This window comes from Sunxiuqinia sp. A32, from assembly GCF_052690465.1.
This window is the reverse complement of record NZ_JBQYLI010000027.1, coordinates 18,998-35,483: the sequence shown is the minus strand read 5'-3', so window position 1 is coordinate 35,483 and position 16,486 is coordinate 18,998. Positions and strand designations below refer to the sequence as shown.

The window sequence follows — 16,486 nt, the reverse complement described above, 5'->3', positions numbered from 1 at the left end:
AACCTCCTTTCTATTTTACCTACCGAACTCTCTTTGTTTTACTCCTTCAAAGGTCATCTTCACTGGTTTTATCGTACCATCTTCGTTGAAATACATGCGATCAATGCAAACAACGCGGTGGTCACGATCGAGATTTGGAATTGGCCTGCGATGATAGATAATATACCAATCATCGGTACCCGGAATATTCATTACCGAATGATGTCCCGCACCAGTCGCAATTTCAGGATCCTGCTCTAAAACCGTTGCCAATCGTTTAAATGGCCCAAATGGAGTATCTGCAATTGCATAGGCAACTTTATAACTGGAATTTCCCCATCCACCTTCAGACCACATAAAATAATATTTTCCGTTACGTGTAAAGAATGTTGGTCCTTCCACATATCCTTCAGGAGTGATTTCTTTCACTAAATCGCCATTTTCATATGGGATCAACGAAGTAAAATCGTCACTAATCTGTGCGATATTACAATGCCCCCAACCACCGTAAACAATGTAATATTTTCCGTCCAACGCTTTAAATACATATTGGTCGATTGGTTGTGCTCCATTATAAAAATTCTGAATCAACGGCTTCCCTAATAAGTCCTTATAAGGTCCCGCAGGATTATCAGCTACGCAAACTCCAATTCCACCTTGCTTATTTTTATCACCAAGTTTCTCATCATACATCGGGCCCGTTTCATTTTGAATATCATTCCCCGCAAAAAACAGGTAATACTTGCCATCTTTCTCGATGATAGATGGCGCCCACATGGCTTTGTTCACCCATTTCACAATAGCTGTATCAATTACATGCTCATGCTTCTTCCAGTTAACCAAGTCTTTGGATGAAAAAGCATCCAGATAAACCTGCTCTTCATACTTTGCTGAAAAAGTTGGGAAAATCCAATATTGGTTGTCCAGTATTGCAACTTCCGGATCAGCATACCAACCTTCAGATATCGGGTTACCTGACATTTTTTCTTCCTGCGGTGCAGAACAAGACCATAAAGCGACTACTATAAGTAGCAAAAAGTAATTTTTCATTTGATTGAATGATGTTGATTATATGACTATTAATTAAATATTTTCTTTAATTGATCACCTATTTTCTTCACTGATTTTTGAATTTCCTCAGTAGATGATTTCTTGATTTCTTCTTGAATTTGCTTTCGGGCCTTGCTTAAATCCAAATTAACTTCTGGCTCCTTAACCGGTCCGGTCAATTTAACGGACACATCCAAAAGCTTTATATTTTCGGTTCCAGGCAAAAAACCAAGAGCACTGGTAATATCAGCCCCCAGATCGTCTTTATTTACTTTGAAATCCATATTTAGATTTAACAGGTTCTCAACATTCAAATTTCCGTAAATGGTAGCTTGTTGATCTGCAATTTTTGTTTGAAATGGTTTCAACAATAAATTCCCATCTTCAATATTGAAATTCGCTGTAAAATCCTCAACACGAACATTTTTAAGCTTTTCCTTTTTTATGAAGTTCTTAATTTGATCGAAAGTTGGAGAGTCGAGTATTTGCAAATCTTGCGTATTGAAAAAACCATTTCCATCCATGGTCGAAGCAATAATCTCCAGTTTCTCATTCAATCGTCCATTAAACTTTATTTGAGACGAGATATTTCCCTGGCTTTTTGCAGCAATCGGCATGTAACGCTGCATCATGCTCAACGACTGATATGCTGCATGAATATCAAAAGATTTAATATTCATGCTAAAGTCGAATAGTGGCTTGTTCTCAGGGTTATTTTGATACGAACCATCAATTGTTAATTTACCTCTAAGCATATCCATATCCAGTTGTTTCAAACTGAGTTTTTCATTTTTAACAATTATCACTCCATCAATATTCTGAATATCCATCCTATCAAAAAGTGCCCTGCTTATTGTTGACGCAAAAGTCAGATCAAGATTACCAGGAACACTAAATGCAAGCATTTCATCCTCTGCAGCTGCTTCTGTTTGGGCTTCATCAACCATTAGATTTGCCAGTTCATTCAAATTCATCAAATTCGAATTCAACTTGAAATTCCCTTTCAGTTCCTGATCGTTAAATAAGTATTGCAGGTAATTGGTAATATCGCCATTCACCACAAAATCACTTTGCCCGATATTTCCTTTAAAAGATTTCAATTGAATCGTTCGTGAATTAATCACCACAGCCCCGGATTGCACTGCAACAGGTTGTGAAATCTGAGGAGTCAACACACTAAAGTTGCTAAAATTAAAGTTCCCGGAAGAAGCGATTTGCGCAAAGTCATTTTTCTCAACTGCCGACATCTTTCCTTTAAGAGCCAGTTTTCCTTCCATCACTCCTTTCAACTCAATACTGTCCATGGGTATCGCATTCGAAAGGTTATTAAAATTGATCTTCCCATTGAAATTACCATCAAACGCTGCATCTTCAATCAAATTTTTCAAACTCAAATTCATGCTTACCGGATTGTCGCGAATTTGAGCATGAGCATTCTCAATTAGTACAGTCAGCAAATTCAAGTCTCCCTGAGGTTTATCTATCGTAGTTTCCAGGTTGATTTGCTGAATCTTCTCAGGGAGGTCAGCATATTGCAAACTGGCATTTTTAATAAATAAGTGACTGTTAATCTGGGGATAATTATCCTCATAATACCATCCTTTTACACTTCCTTCAAAGCCTGCATCACCAGAAGTGTTAACTCCCTCCAAATAAGATTGATAATCTTTGGGAATCATTGCCAGCAACGATTCAAAATCACTTCCGGGTTGTTTAAACTGGATATCAAAATAGATGCTATCTGAAGGCATTTCAATCTTGCCGCCTAAATCCAACGGAAGTTCATTCAAGTATAAAGTTGACTCGCCAAGAATAAAGCTCATCTTTTCATAATCGGCTTCAAGCTGGCTTTTTGCCTTTAAAGTTGTATTGGCAATGTATTGTACAGAATCGTATTCAACAACAAATTCGCCAACCTCTGCATCAAAATCAAAAGTAGTTACAGTTCCTTTTAACAGGCCGGTAGCACTCATCTTCGAATCTTTCAACCGAACAACTGCAGTGGAAATCTCGTCCTCATAATTCAGGTTCAAACCCGTAATCTGTATGTCGTTCAATGAAACAGAAAAACTACTCTCCTCTTGCGGCTGATCCTTTGTAGCCTCAACCGGAAGCGTTATATCCCAATTTGAAAATCCATCAGCGGTAGAAAGCAAATTAATTTGAGCTGCTGTGACATACAAACTTGATATTTGCATACCATTGCTCTTCATTTTAAATAAATCAGACAAGGAAATATCGGTTGCAACAGAACCGATTGCCAACAATGTATCTCCCTGAAATTGTTCCTTGCCAGTAATTGAAAGCGCTTCTAATTCAATTTGAACGTTTGGAAAACTTCGGAACAAGCTGATGTTTAAATCGGCAAAATCAACGTTTGCATTCACATTGTTGTTGATTTCACTTTTAACTCTTTGCACCAGTTCATCTTTAAATAATACAGGCAAAATAATAACAGCTGCCAGAAGCACTGCAATTATTAAAATCAGAGCAATAAAAATCCTTTTAGTTTTCATGGTTATTATCGTTTTCTGTTAACATGGTTTGACGTAAAAAATTGATAGCCGCCTGCGTGAAACGCAATATATTGCGTTCGCGGTTATGTGCAAAATTATAACGTTTTACATACACATTCTGTTGTCCTGCAATTGCAATCCAAACAGTTCCAACCGGTTTTTCATCAGTGCCTCCATCAGGACCTGCAATTCCTGTAGTGGAGATGGCATAATCACTTCCCAACGCTCTTTTAACACCTACTGCCATTTCCTCTGCAACATTCTTGCTTACTGCACCATATTTTTCAAGTGTTTCCGGAGAAACACCCAGCTGATTTATTTTTACTGCATTGGCATATGCTACAATACTTCCCAGGAAATAAGCCGAACTCCCAGCATTTGAAGTTAAAAAATGGGCAATATTTCCTCCGGTACAACTTTCAGCCAATGCCAATGTTTTACGGTATTTTTTTAATAATTCGCCTGTAACACTCGCAAGCGAATCTCCATTATAGCCAACAATATCATTGGGGATAATTTTCTGTAATTTTTGAATTTGTTCGTCTACTTCCTTCTTCAATGAATTCATGTCAGTTCCATATGCACTTAGTCGCAAACGAACTGTTAACTGATCGGGCAAATAGGCTAATTTGATGAAGGAAGGAAGCGCATCTTCCCAATGTTCAATTTTCTCTGCAAGCATTGATTCCGGCACTCCGTGTACATGAATTGTTTGGTGATAGATCGATTTTAGTTTCCCATTTTCACGCAACCGAGGTAAAATTTCCAGCTGCATTAATTCTTTCATTTCGAAAGGAACTCCAGGCATTGAAACAAAAATAGTATCATCCTTTTCAAACCACATACCGGGTGCTGTGCCATTCGGATTGTGCAAAACCGTGCAAGCTTCCGGCACCAATGCCTGATCGCGATTTAACTGATTAATTGAAACATTTCTTCTGGAAAGCATGCTGGTTACATGCTCCAAAACTTGTTCATTCAAAACTAAATTGCACTCAAAATAATCGCAGAGAGCTTTTTTTGTAATATCATCCTTCGTTGGTCCAAGTCCTCCGGTAATCAAAACCAAATCAGCATACTTTTTTGCATTTTCAAAAGCTTCAAGTATTTGCGTCAGATCGTCGTGAATAGAAGTTATTTGGTGAATTTCGATGCCATTCAGGTTAAGTTGCTCCCCGATCCACGCTGAATTAGTATCGACAACTTGTCCGATTAATATTTCATCTCCAATGGTAATTATTTCTGCCTTCATATCTCTAGATTGAAAATGTGCTTTGAGAAGATGTGAAAATGTGAGTTGTTATCTTCTCAAAATTTTAATTAAATGCTCCATTTTTCCGGATACTTTTGCATATTTACAAGCATCCCAATAACATGGTCGTACTCACTATTTAACTTTTGATAATTATCTTTATCAAGATAACCACAATTCAATGCAAAATCCAACCAATTTTGAGTTTCAGCCGCCTCTGCTTCACTTTCATTCAATTTATTGGAAAATGATTTTGGATATTTTCTCCTCCTAAAAGCCTCTGCGATGTTACTACTAACCGATTGAGATGATCTTCTAACTTGATCGGTTAAAGAATAAATTTCTTCTTTGGGAAATGACTTTGATAGTTCAAAGATATTCATCGCACATTCAAATGATTGCTGATATACTTTCAAATCCCTGTGAGTTTTTATTAGTTCCATATTATTTTAAAATGAGGTGAATAATATTTCGCTCTATATCCCGACGTTCTCACCCTCTCATCTTCTCGTCTTCTCCTCCCTTAATGCTTTTAATCGTTGTAAAAGCGTTGGGTGCGAGTAGTGAAAAAATACATAAGCTGGGTGAGGCCGTAAATTGCTTAGGTTTTTCACTGATAATTTTTTCAAGGCGTTTGCTAATGGCTTTCCATCATAATTTTGAGCGGCAAAAGCATCTGCTTCATATTCATTTTTCCTTGAAAAGACATTCATCCCAATTCCAATAATAGAAGACAATGGCGAATACAAAATACCAAACGCAATCAGCCCAATGTGAAAGCTTGTTTTCTCTACTCCCAGGGCTTGCGAAAGCTCGGGACTATCAATTGCCAATGAGAAAATAAACAGCATAAATCCAGTCTGAATGATTCCAAGAATGAGACTCCAAATGATGTGTTTCTTTTTGTAATGTCCAATTTCATGAGCAAGCACTGCAACCAACTCAGGAATCTCCATATCGTTGATCAAAGTATCATACAATACAATTCGTTTCTTTTTGCCCAAACCGGTAAAATAGGCATTTGCCTTGGTCGAACGTTTAGAGCCATCAATCACAAAAATATTGTCCAATTTGAAACCAACTTTGTTTGCAAAATCATTAATGGTCTGTTTGAGTTCTCCGTCTTCCAACGGAGTTTGTTTGTTAAAAAGAGGAACAATGAGGCTGGAATAAAACATCGCCATAAAAATGGAGAACCCCGAAATCACCAGCCAAACATAAATCCAAAACATCTCACCTGTTTTCATATAAATAAAAATGATCAGCGCCATTAATCCACCGCCGATAATTCCACCTAGCAACCAACCTTTCACTTTATCCAAAATGAAAGTCTTGGCTTTGGTTTTATTAAACCCAAATTTCTCTTCGATAACAAATGTGCTGTAAATAGAAAATGGAGTCGTTAAAATATCTGATGTAAGCAATAAAATGCCAAAGAAAATTAAAGCAGACCAAATTGGACTATCGGAAACGGAAAGCGCCCAGTTATTAACCATTGCAAAACCTCCAAGAAAAAACATCAACAGAATCAACACAAAACTGAAAGAACTGGTTAACATTCCAAATCGATGATTGGTCTTTGAATATGCCTGTTGCTTTCGATATTTCTCTTCATCATAAATTCCTTTCACTTCATCCGGTAATTGATCGCTCCAGCGAGTTGTATTTAAATAATCAAGGAAACGCTCCAACACAAAATCAAAAATCAAAATACCGATGATAATCCAGAATAAAATTTCAGCCATTTTTATGCAAATTTTAATTTGAACCCAAAGGTAGAAAAAGAGGAGATAATTTGGAGAATAATTAGGCTGTAGTATTAATATCCAAAAGAACAATCATCGGAACTGGCAGTGTAAAATAAAACTTTGCTATTATCTTAGTAGTCAACAAATCCAAACGATGAAAACGAACCAAATTAAAATCACAATTTTATTTTTTGTAGTTGCCGTTAATTTTATCTCGTGCAAACAGCAAAAAGTAACAGATGAACGCCCCAATATTTTATTTTGTATAGCTGATGACCAATCTTTCCCTCATGCAGGCGCTTATGGCTGTAACTGGGTTAAAACCCCGGCATTTGACCGGGTCGCACGCGAGGGTGTTCTTTTCACCAATACTTATACTCCCAATGCGAAATGTGCCCCATCCAGGGCATGCATTATTACCGGTCGTAACTCGTGGCAATTGGAAGAAGCAGCCAATCACGTTCCTTACTTCCCAGTAAAATTCAAGACCTATGCTGAAGCTCTAACAGATGTTGGATATTTTATTGGATACACGGCAAAAGGCTGGGCTCCCGGCGATCCCGGCGAAGTTGATGGCAAGCAACGGCAACTGTTAGGTCCCTCATTTAGCAACATTAAGCTTACTCCACCAACAAAATCCATTTCGAATGTAGACTATGCAGCCAATTTTGAAAAATTTCTGGAGGCAAACAAGGAAGGGCAACCTTTCTGTTTTTGGTATGGATCTCACGAACCACATCGTCGGTACGAATTTAAAACCGGTGTTGAACTGGGAGGGAAAAATCTCGATGATGTTGATCACGTTTTTGGATTCTGGCCTGACAATGACACAGTAAGACACGATATGCTGGATTATGCTTTTGAGATTGAGCATTTTGACAAACATTTAAATAAAATGATTGGATTTTTGGAAGAAAAAGGAATGCTTGACAATACGATCATAGTTGTTACCGCTGATAATGGGATGCCTTTCCCCAGAATTAAAGGTCAGGAATACGAACTTTCAAATCACCTGCCACTGGCAATTATGTGGCCAAAAGGGATAAAAAACCCGGGGCGAGTTATCAAGGATTTTGTAAGTTTCACAGATTTTGCCCCAACCTTTCTGGATGTTGCAGGCCTGCTCGAAAGTGAAAGCGGCATGCAAAAATTGGAAGGGAACAGTTTGGTTCCTCTGCTTTTTGATGAAACAGATGCAAAAGGACGGGATTTTATGGTAATCGGAAAGGAACGTCATGACTTGGGGCGGCCGGATGATCAGGGGTATCCGATCAGGGGAATAGTAACAGATGAGTACCTGTATCTTCGCAACTTCCACCCGGAAAGATGGCCTGCAGGAAACCCTGAAACAGGCTATATGAATTGTGACGGTTCGCCAACCAAAAGCTGGATTTTAAATGACCGCAGAAGCAACGGAAAAAGTAAATATTGGGATTTGAATTTTGGCAAAAACCCGGCAGAGGAATTGTATAAAATATCTGAAGATCCTGAATGTTTAAATAACCTGGTTGATAATCCTGAGTTCGAAAAAATAAAAGCAGAATTAGTGGAACAAATGACTTCAGAATTAAAAGCAGAAGGTGACCCTCGTATTTTCGGGAACGGCGATATTTTTGACAGCTACCCCTACTCTGAACCGTCCCGGAATTTTTATAATCGCTTTATGTCTGGCGAAGATATCAAAGCTGGTTGGATCAATCAAAGTGATATTGAGAAAGAGAAATTGGAATAAAAAATAGAAAATCGTTAACGAGATTAAAACACACGTTTAAAAAAGAAAAAACCTATTCCAGCCTTCTTATTAAAGACAGGAATAGGCAATTATTTTTTATTGATTGCGAAGCAACCACTTCTCATATTGAGCTTTAAGTTCTTTAACTTTCTCTGGAAATTGATTAACCTGGTTAGTCATTTCTCCCGGATCCTCAGTCAGGTTAACCAAGAAAAGCGAGTCTTTGGCCTCAAACTTAAAATGTTCGATCATCGGATTTCCAAGTAGTTTCCAATTCCCTTTTCTGGAAGCCCAGTGCTTTCCATTTTTCCAGCAAAACTGATTATGAAATGACTCTTGATTTTCATTATCAATGACCGGAACCAGGCTTTTCCCATCCAAATCATCTCCATTCAAATTTATTCCACATAGTTCAGCCAAAGTTGGCATCCAGTCTGCATTAACAGCTATCTGATCTCGTACTTCTTCTGACTTTAATTTACCAGGCCAGCTTATAGCTGCCGGAACACGAATCCCTCCTTCAAAAAGACTGAATTTGGATCCTCTCAACACACCGGCATTTCCTCCACCAAAGTGAGCACGTTCCTCTGTTGAATACCCATTATCTGACTGAAATACAATAATTGTATTTTCTCGCAATCCCAACTCGTCCAATTTTTGAATTAGTTCTCCAACTTTTTCATCCATCGTTGAAATGAATGCAGCATACAAATCACGCGGATATTCAACTCCTTTTTCCCGGTAATAGTCCAACCACTTTTCATATCCCTGATACGGATAATGGGGAGTATTCATCGCATAATACATAAAGAAAGGAGCTGCTTTATTTTCTTCAATAAATGCAGAAGCTTCTTTGACCATTAAATCGGGGAAATATTGTCCCGGATAGTAGACTTCCTCTCCATTTCGATACAAATCATGTCTGTTCGGACCTGCCCAAAAGAAAAAATGAGAGTAATTATCGATACATCCACCGTGATGTCCAAAGGAATAATCAAATCCCTGCGCATTCGGGAGCCTGTCTTCCGTATGACCTAAATGCCATTTACCAATATGAGCAGTTTTATAACCGGCATCTTTAAACATTTCAGCAACTGTATATTGCTCTGTTGGCATTCCATTTAACGGGCCAACATTCGACGGAACTCCAGCTCGTTGAGGTGTTTTCCCTGTTAACAAACCTGCACGTGAAGGTGAGCAAATCGGCGCACCGTAAAATTGCGTGAATTTTATACCACTGGTAACTAATTTATCCATATTCGGAGTGACCAAGTCCTTCGCTCCGTAACAATTTAAGTCGATCGCCCCTTGGTCATCAGCATAAATAATGATGACATTTGGTTTTTCAGCGTCCTGACTTCCTTGTCCAAAGGAAACACCAGTTATTAAAGGACATACAGCAATCGCAAATAATTTACTTGTAAGTTTCATTCTACAACTATTTTGTTTTTATCAATACTATTCAACGCTCAATGTTAGTCAGTAACTCGTCCTGGGTTACGACGGTTTTTCCCGGGACTGTCAGTCAAATCATCTCCCAAATCAATACGGGCCTCTTCTGCAATTTTTTCAAGCATTTTAACAATCTCCGGATTAGATTCACTAACATCGTATCGCTCACCCGGATCGCGGCGCAGGTCGTATAACCCACCCTCATGTGAAAAGTTCTCGTTCAATGCCCCCGGCATTCCGTCCTTCCCAGGCTGAAAGCCTTCGTATGTTCTGCCAGGGTGTGGAAAAACAAGTTTCCATGACTCATTGCGGACAGCTTCCAAATTATTTCGACGATAATAATAGTAAAAATCCTTTCGTGGATTTGCCGCAAAGTCGCCCTTCAAGAGCGGTAAAATGTTTACTCCATCAATTTTGTTTTTTGGAAGGGGAGCTTCTGTAATAGCGGCCAACGTAGGTAAAATATCAATACCCGAAACGAGATTGTTACACACAACCCCTTCCTGAATTACACCTTTCCACATCATTAAACAAGGCACACGCTGCCCTCCCTCATAAGATGTGCCTTTTCCTTCACGCAATCCACCGGTACTGCCAGCGTGATCGCCATAATTCAGCCATGGGCCATTATCTGAGGTAAATATAACAAGCGTATTTTCATCCAAACCGGTTTCTTCAAGTGCCTTCATAATTTCCCCAACTCCCCAGTCTATTTCCATCATGACATCGCCATAAATTCCCTGTTTTGATTTTCCTTTAAATTTCTCAGAAGCGTAAAGCGGCACGTGTGGCAGCGGATTGGGCCAATACACAAAAAACGGCTTATCCTGATTTCGTTTCATAAAATCAATAGTTTTATCTACAAAATCGGCTGTAAAATGAGCTACATCTTCAGGTTGCAAATTTGAATTAACAATGGTTTCGTTTTCATAAAGAGGAAGCTCCGGATATGTTCCTGTTGGATGAAGTGGCCACATATCGTGAGAATAGGGAATACCGTAAAATTCATCGAAACCATGGTTTGTTGGAAGAAATTGCTTTTGGTAACCCAAATGCCACTTACCAAAAATAGCAGTAGCATATCCTTTCTTTTTCAACACCTGTGCTATCGTTTCTTCGTCATCTGAAATTCCGGTTTTTGACCTGTGGCTTAGCGCTCCGCTTATTCCTACACGGTTCGGATAACAGCCAGTAAGCAAACCGACACGAGATGCACTACATACTGCCTGTGGCGAATAATAATGGGAGAAAAACATTCCATGATTGGCTATTTTATCGAGATTTGGTGTACTATAATCATTAGCACCGGTAATAGTTAAATCACCGTATCCCATGTCGTCCAGATAAATTAAAACGATATTTGGAGCGCTTCGATCCTTCTCTTTCATTGAACAACTACTAAATAAAAAAACACCCGCCAGCATAAACAAAGATGCAGATAACATACGTTTTGAGAATTTCATGATATTCAGATTTTTTTTTGAGTTGGGAAATTAGTTATTAGAATTCACAATAAAAAAAGCCTATCCCTCATTTATGTTTGTTTCATATTGTTTTGAATACATATAGTTTGTTTTCAAAATTCTGAAAATTAATCATCGATAACAAAATTAAAGCTCGAAAGAAAAATATTGCCATTCAGAAATTTTAATTGATACTTCTTTCAAAATATTTTTATAAAATCTCCGAATGACAATACAGATTCCATTGAAAATTTTCAGGTTTTCAAATCTACCAACCTGGATTTTGGTCCAAATTTGAGTTCAGATCTATTTCCTGCGAAGGAATTGCCCACAAATAGTCACGATTAGGATCGAATTTGCGAACCTCATATACATCACCTTCCGAATTATACACCGGACCATTCATTTCTACTTCAGCAGTTTTCCATCGCTTAATATCCTCTAAATATTTTCCTTCCATTGCCAACTCTACTCTTCGTTCATTGCGAATTTCCTGTCTCATTTCATCCTTAGTCAACCCTGCTGGAAAATCAGGCATATTAACTGTTGGACGATTTCGTAATTGATTAAGAGCATTGTAAACTGACTCTACCGGCCCTTCAGCTTCGTTTTTTGCTTCGGCATAAGTGAGTAAAACTTCTGCATATCTTATTACGATTGGATTTACCTCACTTTTCCCACCGGGAATCTCAGCTATTTGATTGTTATCGCTGTAAGTAGTGAATTTTTTTGTACCAAATCCTGTTTGATCAAGTTGCTGCTCCGTGTCGATATTTCCATTATACATATTCCCCAACAAGCGGACTGTTTGATACAAGCGCGGATCTCTGTTTGCATACGGATCAGCAGAATCATACATTGATGATTCCTGAATTGACATTCCGTCGGTCATGTAGTAGGAATCAACCAGTCCCTTCAATGGCGAATTATTACTGTGGCGATCCACTGCGTCATCATACCCATGACCAAATTCAGTCAATTTGAACTGTATATCCCAAATAACTTCAGAATTATTTTCATTTTCCAACATAAATAAACCTCTGTAGTCTGGAAACAATGAATATTTAGCTAAGTCCATTACCAGTTGAGCTGTACTTGCAGCTTCCGCCCAACTTTCTTCGTACAAAAGAACTCTCGCTTTTAAAGCTAAAGCTGCGCCTTTTGTAACCCTACCAGGATCATTGTCGTTAGCGAGTGCTGCAATGGCATCATTCAAATCTTTTAAAATTTGAGTGACAACTTCGCTTCTTTCATTACGCCCCATTTCTCCATGTATTGCGTTATCTGGAGTTTCGAGAATTAATGGAACACCTCCAAATTTATTTACCAAATCGAAATAAAAGAAAGCACGCAAATATTTTGCCTCAGCTATAATCTGTGTAATAACAGAAAGATCAGTGTCTGCAAGGTTTTCTGGATTCACATTATCAATAACAGTGTTTGCTCTACCAATTCCTCTGTAATTGGCATCCCAGGCTGATTGAAATAATGGGTTGGTTGTTTGAGCAACTCCTCGGGCAAGACTCCTCCATCCACCCGGGTCATCAAATCGGGAAGAGTTTGGACTTAATTGCGAACTGTATAAAATTTGATTCGCATGATATCCTCTCAAAACCTGGTAAACACCTGTTAATCCAGCCTGAGCTTCTTCTTCAGAACTCCAGAAATTCTCTACAGTATACTGATCAGAAGGAACTGTTATTAAATAATCTTCGCAAGCTGAAAATAGTAGGATACTTATAAATATTGGAATTATATATATTTTTTTCATGATTCTTTAGTTTTAAAAAAATTAAAAGTCAATTTCAACTCCACAAGTAAACGTTTTCACACTTGGATAATCATAAAATGAATTATCAGTTCCCATATCCCTTTCAGGATCGTACGTATCCATTTTTGTCAGCGTCCATAAGTTTTCACCATTAACAAAAATCTTAGCAGAATTAACCCTTATTGCCTCTGTGATACGAGACGGTAAATTGTAGCTTATTTGCAGATTCTTAAGTCTCAAATAAGAAGCATCCTGTAGCAAGAAATCAGAACTTCTGAAATTTGTGTTTACACCATCCTCATAGGTTGTTAATATGGGTAGCTTTGCATCCTTCCTTTCAGGTGTCCATGAGTCGGTTACCCATTTTTCCGTAACTCCGGTACCATACCAGAATGGCACATCTCCCGGTTGAGCTCTGAAAGTATAAACGCCTTTTACGCCATTGAAAAATGCAGACACTTGTAGATTCTTGTATGTCAAACTTAAATTAAATGAACCAGTGTAATCCGGAATACGATTTTTATCCATAATTACCCTGTCATCCTGATTGATAACTTTATCATTATTTGTATCCTGAAATTTCAAATAACCTGGTTTGGTGTCCTCTGTTTGGAACGGACTATTATCTATTTCTTCCTGACTGTCAAAAATACCAATGGCGTGCAACAAATAATAAGATTGTATTGGATAGCCTTCTTTAATAATTGTACCTCCCTGAGAACGATCACCGTATTCATAAACAACCTCACCATTTAAGTCGACCACGTTATTTTTTATGCTGGTAATTGAACCTGAAACCTCATAAGAAACAGGACCAATTTTATTTCTGTATGTTAGATCAAATTCATATCCTTTATTATCGACAACGCCAATATTCTTAATTGGACCCGTTAAATCTCCAACCTGAGTAGGTATACTCACATTGTGCAAAATGTCAGAAGTTCTTTTCTTGAAAACCTCGAAACTAAAATTCAAACTATTATTAAGCAAATAGGCATCGATTCCAATATTCGATGTAGTTGTTGTTTCCCATGTAAGTTTTGGATCGTTATACATCGCAATAGCAGCACCTGGCTCAATTGTGCTACCAAAACTGTAGTCATATCCAAGATTTACCAAATTCACATAGCGGAAGGATGGCACTCTTTCGTTACCTAGCTTCCCCCATGAAGCTCTGATTTTTAAATCATCCATCCAGGATACATCTTCCATAAAATCTTCCTGTCCAATTCTCCAACCGGCTGAGAACGATGGAAACATCCCCCATTTTCGACCTTCTGCAAATCTCGAAGAACCATCGTATCTGAAATTCCCCTGGAACAGGTATTTGCTATCATAATTGTATTCCAAACGTCCGAATACAGACATCAGTGAATTTCGGGAATTGGTACCTGAAGTTTGAGGTCCAGTCGATCCTGCATTTAATGTGGTGAGTCCATTACCTAAAAAGCCTTCGATATAACCCCACAAATTGTTGTAATTAAATTCTTTCACTTCGCCCCCAACCAATACATTCATCGTATGGGCATCAATAGACTTGTTCCATGCAAGTGTTTGATTAAAATTTATATCGTAATTGTTTACGATACTTTTTTCAGCCCTTCGAACAGAAGCATCAGCAATTAATATTGTTTTGCTTGCACCGGTTTTGGCATCATACTGATACACCAGAGGTTCAAATTGTGTATTTAAATTGTTTTGTTTTGAATATGAACCTTTTACCTTGTAGGTGAAATTTCCCGGCAAATCATATTGGGCATCCAATATAAAATAATAGTGTTCATTTCGATGATTATTAATACCTTCAGTAGCTACTGCTATAGGATTACGGAATTGATAGTGCCCAGGTGTAATAAACCAGTGATTTGCATATTTCCCGTCGGCTGTATAAGTAGGTTCATATCCCAAACCTGCATTTTTAAATATCATGTTCATAAGATATGAAGAGCCAGCCAAAGCTTCATCGAATACATTAAGTTGCCCATTAAAAATCATACCAATGGAGAATTTGTCAGTTATTTGGGCTCTTGAATTTAATGAGATCGAGTATTTGTCCGAGTTGGAACCCATCAAAGCACCATCATGATCCTGGTATCCTACAGATAATGAGAAATTGTATTTATCAGCGGATCCAGAAAATCTAACATTATGATTTTGTATAAACCCGGTATTAAACATGATGTCAAACCAATCATTGTGTGGATAAACAATTGGATCCGTTTCCATTCCCTGTCTGTATTCCTCGATCAAATCGTTGCTGTACCAGGGTTGTTCACCGGCATTGCTTTTTGCCAGGTTTGTTAACTCGAGAACCCGAACCGGATCAGTTATAAAATTCGGCAAACCAATAACTTGTTCCATTCCAAAATAGTTATTGTAGGTGACATGAAAGCCTGTTGTTCTTTCACCACTTTTAGTTGTAACAAGAACAACCCCACTTGCAGCTCTTGATCCGTAGATTGCTGCAGCTGCTGCATCTTTCAATACCGAAATACTTTCAATATCGTTCGGATTAACATCTGACAAAGAAAATTCTACTCCATCTACTAAAACCAGCGGATTATTATTATTTAAAGTACCCAAACCGCGAATACGGATTGTTGCATCACTTCTTCCGGGCTGTGCACCCAATTGATTTACGTAAATACCTTTTGTACCTTGAAGTGTTTGTGTGGAATTTGTTATCGGTCGGTTGCTTAGTTGTTCACTATCTACTGTTGAAATTGCAGCAGTAAGATCCCTTCTTTTCTGAGTTCCATAGCCAATTGCCACAATCTCTTCAATCCCAATTGCATCCTCCTGCATAACAACGTCAATACTCGACTGTGTTCCTACTTCAATTTCCTGTGTTTTCATACCAACAAATGAGAATATAAGAACAGCATTCGGAGGCACGTCACTAATCGAATATTTACCTTCAAAATCGGTGATTGTACCATTTGTCGTTTCTTTTATTAGTATCGTAACCCCGGGCATAGATGCTCCAGTTTCGTCGGTGACGACTCCGTTAATTGTCTTAGCCTGCTGACTTTCTCCGTTTCTATTAAATTGCCCACCTGTTGGCTTAATTAAAATCAGGTTACTCTTTGTAATTGTATATTCAACTGGCTCATTTTTAAAAAGATCATTTAAAATTTCACCAACCGTTTGATTAGTCACCTGAACATTCACCTTTCGGTCCAGATTGATCTTTTCATTTTCATAAATGAATCTGAATTCACTTTCAAGTTCAATTTGCTGAAGTACTTCTTTGATTGTTTTTTGCTTCAATTCAAGGCTTAACCTGGTATTCTGTGAATACACAGAAGCCGACAAATGAATGCTAAAAACGAGAATTAACAAGCTAGTGAGCTTTGCCATAAACATTAACTTTTTAAGGAGCCTAATCAAAGGGCTCTTCAATTCACATTTTTTTTTCATAAATTTGATTCGCTTTTAGTTAATAAAGTTGCCTAATGTTACAGCATCAGGCGTTATTATCTGACTGATACGGAGGATGCTCCAACATTCTCCGTATTTCATT

General features: G+C 38.0%; 10 protein-coding genes. 1 reads left to right on the top strand and 9 read right to left on the bottom strand.

All coding sequences use genetic code 11. The features are described 5' to 3' along the window. Positions 1-15: 15 nt before the first annotated feature. The 5 genes from ACUNWD_RS19600 to ACUNWD_RS19580 form a co-directional block, all read right to left on the bottom strand. Positions 16-1,029 carry a glycoside hydrolase family 43 protein gene (locus tag ACUNWD_RS19600; RefSeq protein WP_445589562.1) on the bottom strand — a complete coding sequence of 338 codons (1,014 nt, stop codon included), beginning with the start codon at positions 1,027-1,029 and terminating at the stop codon, positions 16-18. A 29-nt stretch (positions 1,030-1,058) separates the two neighbouring features. Then, on the bottom strand, positions 1,059-3,545 hold the full coding sequence (locus ACUNWD_RS19595) for a hypothetical protein (RefSeq protein WP_445589561.1): 2,487 nt from the start codon (positions 3,543-3,545) through the stop codon (positions 1,059-1,061). Next, positions 3,535-4,797, bottom strand: coding sequence for a competence/damage-inducible protein A (locus ACUNWD_RS19590; protein WP_445589560.1), 1,263 nt, complete (start codon positions 4,795-4,797; stop codon positions 3,535-3,537). Before ACUNWD_RS19590 ends, ACUNWD_RS19595 begins: the two co-directional genes overlap by 11 nt. Before the next feature lie 68 nt (positions 4,798-4,865). Then, positions 4,866-5,240 carry a four helix bundle protein gene (locus ACUNWD_RS19585; protein ID WP_445589559.1) on the bottom strand — a complete coding sequence of 125 codons (375 nt, stop codon included), beginning with the start codon at positions 5,238-5,240 and terminating at the stop codon, positions 4,866-4,868. A gap of 57 nt (positions 5,241-5,297) precedes the next feature. Beyond that, a complete protein-coding gene (locus ACUNWD_RS19580; RefSeq protein WP_445589558.1) occupies positions 5,298-6,542 on the bottom strand; it encodes a M48 family metallopeptidase in 1,245 nt (414 codons plus the stop codon). A gap of 157 nt (positions 6,543-6,699) precedes the next feature. On the opposite strand from ACUNWD_RS19580, the gene ACUNWD_RS19575 reads away from it, so the two are divergent. Beyond that, on the top strand, positions 6,700-8,277 hold the full coding sequence (locus ACUNWD_RS19575; RefSeq protein WP_445589557.1) for a sulfatase family protein: 1,578 nt from the start codon (positions 6,700-6,702) through the stop codon (positions 8,275-8,277). Positions 8,278-8,373: 96 nt separating this feature from the next. On the opposite strand, the gene ACUNWD_RS19570 is transcribed toward ACUNWD_RS19575, so the two are convergent. From ACUNWD_RS19570 to ACUNWD_RS19555, 4 genes are all read right to left on the bottom strand, one after another. Then, positions 8,374-9,708 carry a sulfatase family protein gene (locus ACUNWD_RS19570; RefSeq protein ID WP_445589556.1) on the bottom strand — a complete coding sequence of 445 codons (1,335 nt, stop codon included), beginning with the start codon at positions 9,706-9,708 and terminating at the stop codon, positions 8,374-8,376. Between the two features lie 44 nt (positions 9,709-9,752). Continuing rightward, a complete protein-coding gene (locus tag ACUNWD_RS19565) occupies positions 9,753-11,192 on the bottom strand; it encodes a sulfatase family protein (RefSeq protein WP_445589555.1) in 1,440 nt (479 codons plus the stop codon). A gap of 268 nt (positions 11,193-11,460) precedes the next feature. Beyond that, positions 11,461-12,963, bottom strand: a complete 1,503-nt coding sequence (locus tag ACUNWD_RS19560) for a RagB/SusD family nutrient uptake outer membrane protein (protein ID WP_445589554.1) — start codon at positions 12,961-12,963, stop codon at positions 11,461-11,463. Positions 12,964-12,984: 21 nt separating this feature from the next. Continuing rightward, positions 12,985-16,323: a TonB-dependent receptor gene (locus tag ACUNWD_RS19555; RefSeq protein ID WP_445589553.1), complete on the bottom strand. Its 3,339-nt coding sequence runs from the start codon at positions 16,321-16,323 to the stop codon at positions 12,985-12,987. Positions 16,324-16,486 lie beyond the last annotated feature (163 nt).

Coding starts and splice junctions, on each gene's coding strand:
- ACUNWD_RS19600 (WP_445589562.1), bottom strand. CDS start 1,029: ATGAAAAATTACTTTTTGCTACTTATAGTAGTCGCTTTATGGTCTTGT.
- ACUNWD_RS19595 (WP_445589561.1), bottom strand. CDS start 3,545: ATGAAAACTAAAAGGATTTTTATTGCTCTGATTTTAATAATTGCAGTG.
- ACUNWD_RS19590 (WP_445589560.1), bottom strand. CDS start 4,797: ATGAAGGCAGAAATAATTACCATTGGAGATGAAATATTAATCGGACAA.
- ACUNWD_RS19585 (WP_445589559.1), bottom strand. CDS start 5,240: ATGGAACTAATAAAAACTCACAGGGATTTGAAAGTATATCAGCAATCA.
- ACUNWD_RS19580 (WP_445589558.1), bottom strand. CDS start 6,542: ATGGCTGAAATTTTATTCTGGATTATCATCGGTATTTTGATTTTTGAT.
- ACUNWD_RS19575 (WP_445589557.1), top strand. CDS start 6,700: ATGAAAACGAACCAAATTAAAATCACAATTTTATTTTTTGTAGTTGCC.
- ACUNWD_RS19570 (WP_445589556.1), bottom strand. CDS start 9,708: ATGAAACTTACAAGTAAATTATTTGCGATTGCTGTATGTCCTTTAATA.
- ACUNWD_RS19565 (WP_445589555.1), bottom strand. CDS start 11,192: ATGAAATTCTCAAAACGTATGTTATCTGCATCTTTGTTTATGCTGGCG.
- ACUNWD_RS19560 (WP_445589554.1), bottom strand. CDS start 12,963: ATGAAAAAAATATATATAATTCCAATATTTATAAGTATCCTACTATTT.
- ACUNWD_RS19555 (WP_445589553.1), bottom strand. CDS start 16,323: ATGGCAAAGCTCACTAGCTTGTTAATTCTCGTTTTTAGCATTCATTTG.